Origin of the sequence: Meiothermus rufus DSM 22234 (assembly GCF_000423425.1) — a bacterium.
GTDB lineage: Bacteria > Deinococcota > Deinococci > Deinococcales > Thermaceae > Meiothermus > Meiothermus rufus.
This window is the reverse complement of record NZ_AUHY01000110.1, coordinates 1-3424: the sequence shown is the minus strand read 5'-3', so window position 1 is coordinate 3424 and position 3424 is coordinate 1. Positions and strand designations below refer to the sequence as shown.

Sequence of the window (3424 nt, the reverse complement as noted above, 5' to 3'; positions counted from 1 at the left end):
ATGGGCATCACCCCCTTTGGAGAAGCTTGGCTAAGCACTCTCCTCCTAGCACACAGAAGAATGTCCAGTCAACTGCAACTGCGTAACTCCTAATGTGTTGACCGATTACACCTTTACTTTGCGGGGTAACGTCTATGGGCTGCCCAAGGACTTCAACACCCTGGCGGTGCAGTTTAACCGCGACCTCTTCGACGAGGCCAAGGTGCCCTATCCCAACCAGACCGATACCTGGGATACCTTCAAGGACAAGCTCAAGCGGGTACAGACGGCCCTATAAGGATGTAGCGGGGTTGTGTGTGGTGGCTGACCACGCCCGTTTCGGGGCTTTTGCCCACGCCACTGGCTGGCGCCCCTTCAACGCCCAGGGTCGCAGCGTCTTGGACGCTAACTTCCGCCGGGCCTTTGAGTGGTACACCAGTCTGGTCAAGGATGGGGCGGGCAAGTACGCCCAGGACCTGGGGGAGGGGTGGACCGGCGGCTGCTTCGGTGCGGAGAAAGCCGCAGTAGCCATCGAGGGGGCCTGGATTGGCGGCTTCCTGCGGGATAAGGCCCCCAACATGCGTTACGGTACCACCTTTATTCCCCTCGACCCGGTGACCCGCCAGCGGGGCAACTTCATCTTTACCGTCTCCTGGAGCATGAACGCAGCTTCGCGCAACAAAGAGGCTGCGGCCAAGGTACTGCGGGCCCTTACCAGCCCTGAGGCCCAGAACTGGATTCTCTCCCGCGGTCTGGCCCTGCCTAGCCGCAGCGCTCTGGCCAACAGCCCTATCTTCCAACGCCCAGGCAAAGAAGCTGAGCTCAATCGGGTCGTCTTCCAAGGTTCGACCAGTGTGGGCGGGGCGGTACTGCCCTTCAAGTTCGGGGCGCTGGATGGGGGTAACTGGATGCGTCCCATCAACGAGGCCCTGCAGGCGGTCATTACCGGGCGCAAGACGGTGGATCAGGCCATCGCCGATGCCCAGGCTGAGTTGGATCGCATTGTGCGTTAGGGAGCGACGATGAAATTGGAGCAGGGCCCAGCCCTGCTCCAATCCTTAGGGGGTTCTATGCTTCGTTCGCAGCGAACCGAGGTGGTGTACGCGCTTCTCTTCTTGGCGCCTTTTCTGCTCCATCTGGGGGTGTTCTTCGTCTTTGCCTTCGTGCGCACAGTGGGGTTTAGCTTTACCGATGCTACCCTGATTGGCCAGACCAGCCGCTTTGTGGGCCTGGCTAACTTTGCTGAACTCTTCCGCGAGCCGCGTTTTCTGGCGGCTCTGACCCACTCCATCAGCTTCATGCTCATCGTCACTACCCTGCAGACCTTTTTAGCTTTGGCCCTGGCTGCGGTGCTCAATCAGCGTTTGAGGGGGATTACCTTCTTTCGCACCGTTTACTACGTGCCCAGCGTGCTTTCCTCGGCGGCGGTAACGGTCATTGCTATCTGGTTTTTCCAGAAGACCGGCTTTCTCAATACATTTGTGGGGTATTTGGGGGCAGTGGCCCCGGTCATTCTCACCTTTTTGGGCCTGTTTGCCCTAATTCAGGCTCTGCAGGTGATCCTCGAGCGGGCTCGAGGGCTGCCGGTAGCCCCCACCGATCCGGCCTTGGCCACGGTCTCGCTGGGGTTGGGGCTGGCCCTGACCTGGGCGCTGGTGGCCCTAGGCTGGGTAGCCCCCCGCACCCCCCAGCCACCGGAGTTTACCTGGCTGACCAACCCCGACCGCTTCCTGGGGGTGCCTATTCCCTTGTGGAGCATCATCATCCTCAACACCTTTACCACCATTCCTACCCTGATGCTGATCTTCCTGGCCGGTTTGCAGGACATCCCCAAAAGCCTCTACGAGGCAGCCTCGCTGGATGGGGCCACACCGCTGCAGCAGTTTTTCTGGGTGACGGTGCCCATGCTGCGCCCAGTGACCTTTTTGGTTATCACCCTTTCCCTCATCGGCACCCTGCAGATATTCGACCAGGTGGCCCTGATGGGCGATGCCGCTCCCCTGGACTCGATTATCGTGCTAGCGTACTACGTCTATAACAACGTGTTTAGCGGGGAAGGCAAGGTGGGGTTGGCCTCGGCGGCGGCTTTGGTGCTGGCTGGTTTAACCTTTGCCATCGTGTTGCTGCAACGGGCTTTGGGCATCTCGGAGAAGGCCCACTAGGAGGCAGTATGGCTACGGATGCGGTAAGGTTGCGCAAGCTGGATGAGCGCCACTTGGCCCGGCAGCGCTGGGCCCGGGCTGGCTGGGTGTATGGCACCATGCTGGCCTTGGCGGTTTTCTTCATGGGGCCCTTTTACGTGGCCTTTCTGGGAAGCCTGAAGGATAACCCTCTAGAATGGCCTTTTCGCTATAGCTTTGCCCAGACCCAGCCCAAAAACTGGGTAGCCGCCTGGCGGCTGGGCCAGCTTGGGGCGGGCAATCCCTGGACGGGGGGGTTCGCCCCCGGAGCGGTGGTGCCCTTCCAGGTGAGCTACTTCCTAGCAGAGGGCCAAGAGCCCGAGCCTCCCTTGGTCAGCGTGCCTAGGCGGCGGGCCGGGGCGGGGCTGGGGGCCATCTTCGAGGAGGTGCAGGCGGCGGAGTACGCCCAGGTCTCTCCCGTAGAGGAGCTAAGCCGCCGTCCGGCGGTTTTAGAGGGGCAAGTGGGGCAGATCGTGACCTATGGGTTTACCGTGCGCTACGTGGGTGAGGGGCCCCGGGTGCCGCGTCTGCCGCTGGATATAGAGGCCCCCAGGGGCCAGCAGTACTACGGGGCCACCCTAGACCCCAACCGGCTCGAGCGCCGGGGCCGGGTGGCGAGCTGGGACAGCCTCACCCCGGGCTTGTTTGGCTACGTCTTCCGTAACTACCTACGGGTTTTCAACGAGGCCCGCGACCCCAACACCGGGGCTAGCTTCTTTTTACGCTGGACCGCCAACACCTTTTTTGTTTCCCTAGCGGTGGTGCTCACCACCCTGCTCTTTGCCTCCTTAGGGGGGTATGCGCTGGCCCGCATGTACCTGCCAGGCAAACAATACCTCTTCGCCTTCATTGTCTTCACCATGACCGTGCCTAGCCAGGCTACCTTCATCTCCAACTACCTGGTGTTGCGCGACCTGGGTCTTTTGGGGAACCTCTGGGGTATGGTGGTCTGGAGCGCGGTGGGGGCCGGGGCGGTCTTCATCATGAAGCAGTTTTTCGAGTCCATCCCGCGCGAGATTGAGGAAGCCGCTCTCCTCGATGGGGCTACCCCTATCACCACCTTCTTTCGCATCATCCTGCCCTTGGCCACTCCAGCCCTGGGGGCCCTCACCATCCTGACCTTCCAGGGCATGTGGAACGAGTTCTTCAAGGCTGCAGTGGTGCTCTCGGGACAGCAGGCCAACTATACTCTACCCCTGGGCCTTTCCTTCTTCCGTGTAATCGGTCAACACATGTGAGACTGGGGAACCGACTCCTCCTGCATC

General features: G+C 61.0%; 2 protein-coding genes and 1 pseudogene. All 3 read left to right on the top strand.

Annotated features, from left to right (window positions below; translation table 11 throughout):
- Window positions 1–112: 112 nt before the first annotated feature.
- A pseudogene (locus tag G552_RS15675) lies at window positions 113–992 on the top strand (extracellular solute-binding protein); the annotation flags it as partial.
- A gap of 57 nt (window positions 993–1049) precedes the next feature.
- Window positions 1050–2141 (top strand): carbohydrate ABC transporter permease, encoded by a 1092-nt coding sequence (locus G552_RS0113550; RefSeq protein WP_027883486.1) that lies wholly within the window; start codon window positions 1050–1052, stop codon window positions 2139–2141.
- Between the two features lie 8 nt (window positions 2142–2149).
- The gene (locus tag G552_RS15670) at window positions 2150–3397 is read left to right on the top strand and encodes a carbohydrate ABC transporter permease (protein WP_084640456.1); all 1248 of its coding nucleotides are present in this window, start codon (window positions 2150–2152) and stop codon (window positions 3395–3397) included.
- The last annotated feature ends 27 nt before the right edge of the window (window positions 3398–3424 follow it).

Coding starts and splice junctions, on each gene's coding strand:
- G552_RS0113550 (WP_027883486.1), top strand. CDS start 1,050: ATGCTTCGTTCGCAGCGAACCGAGGTGGTGTACGCGCTTCTCTTCTTG.
- G552_RS15670 (WP_084640456.1), top strand. CDS start 2,150: ATGGCTACGGATGCGGTAAGGTTGCGCAAGCTGGATGAGCGCCACTTG.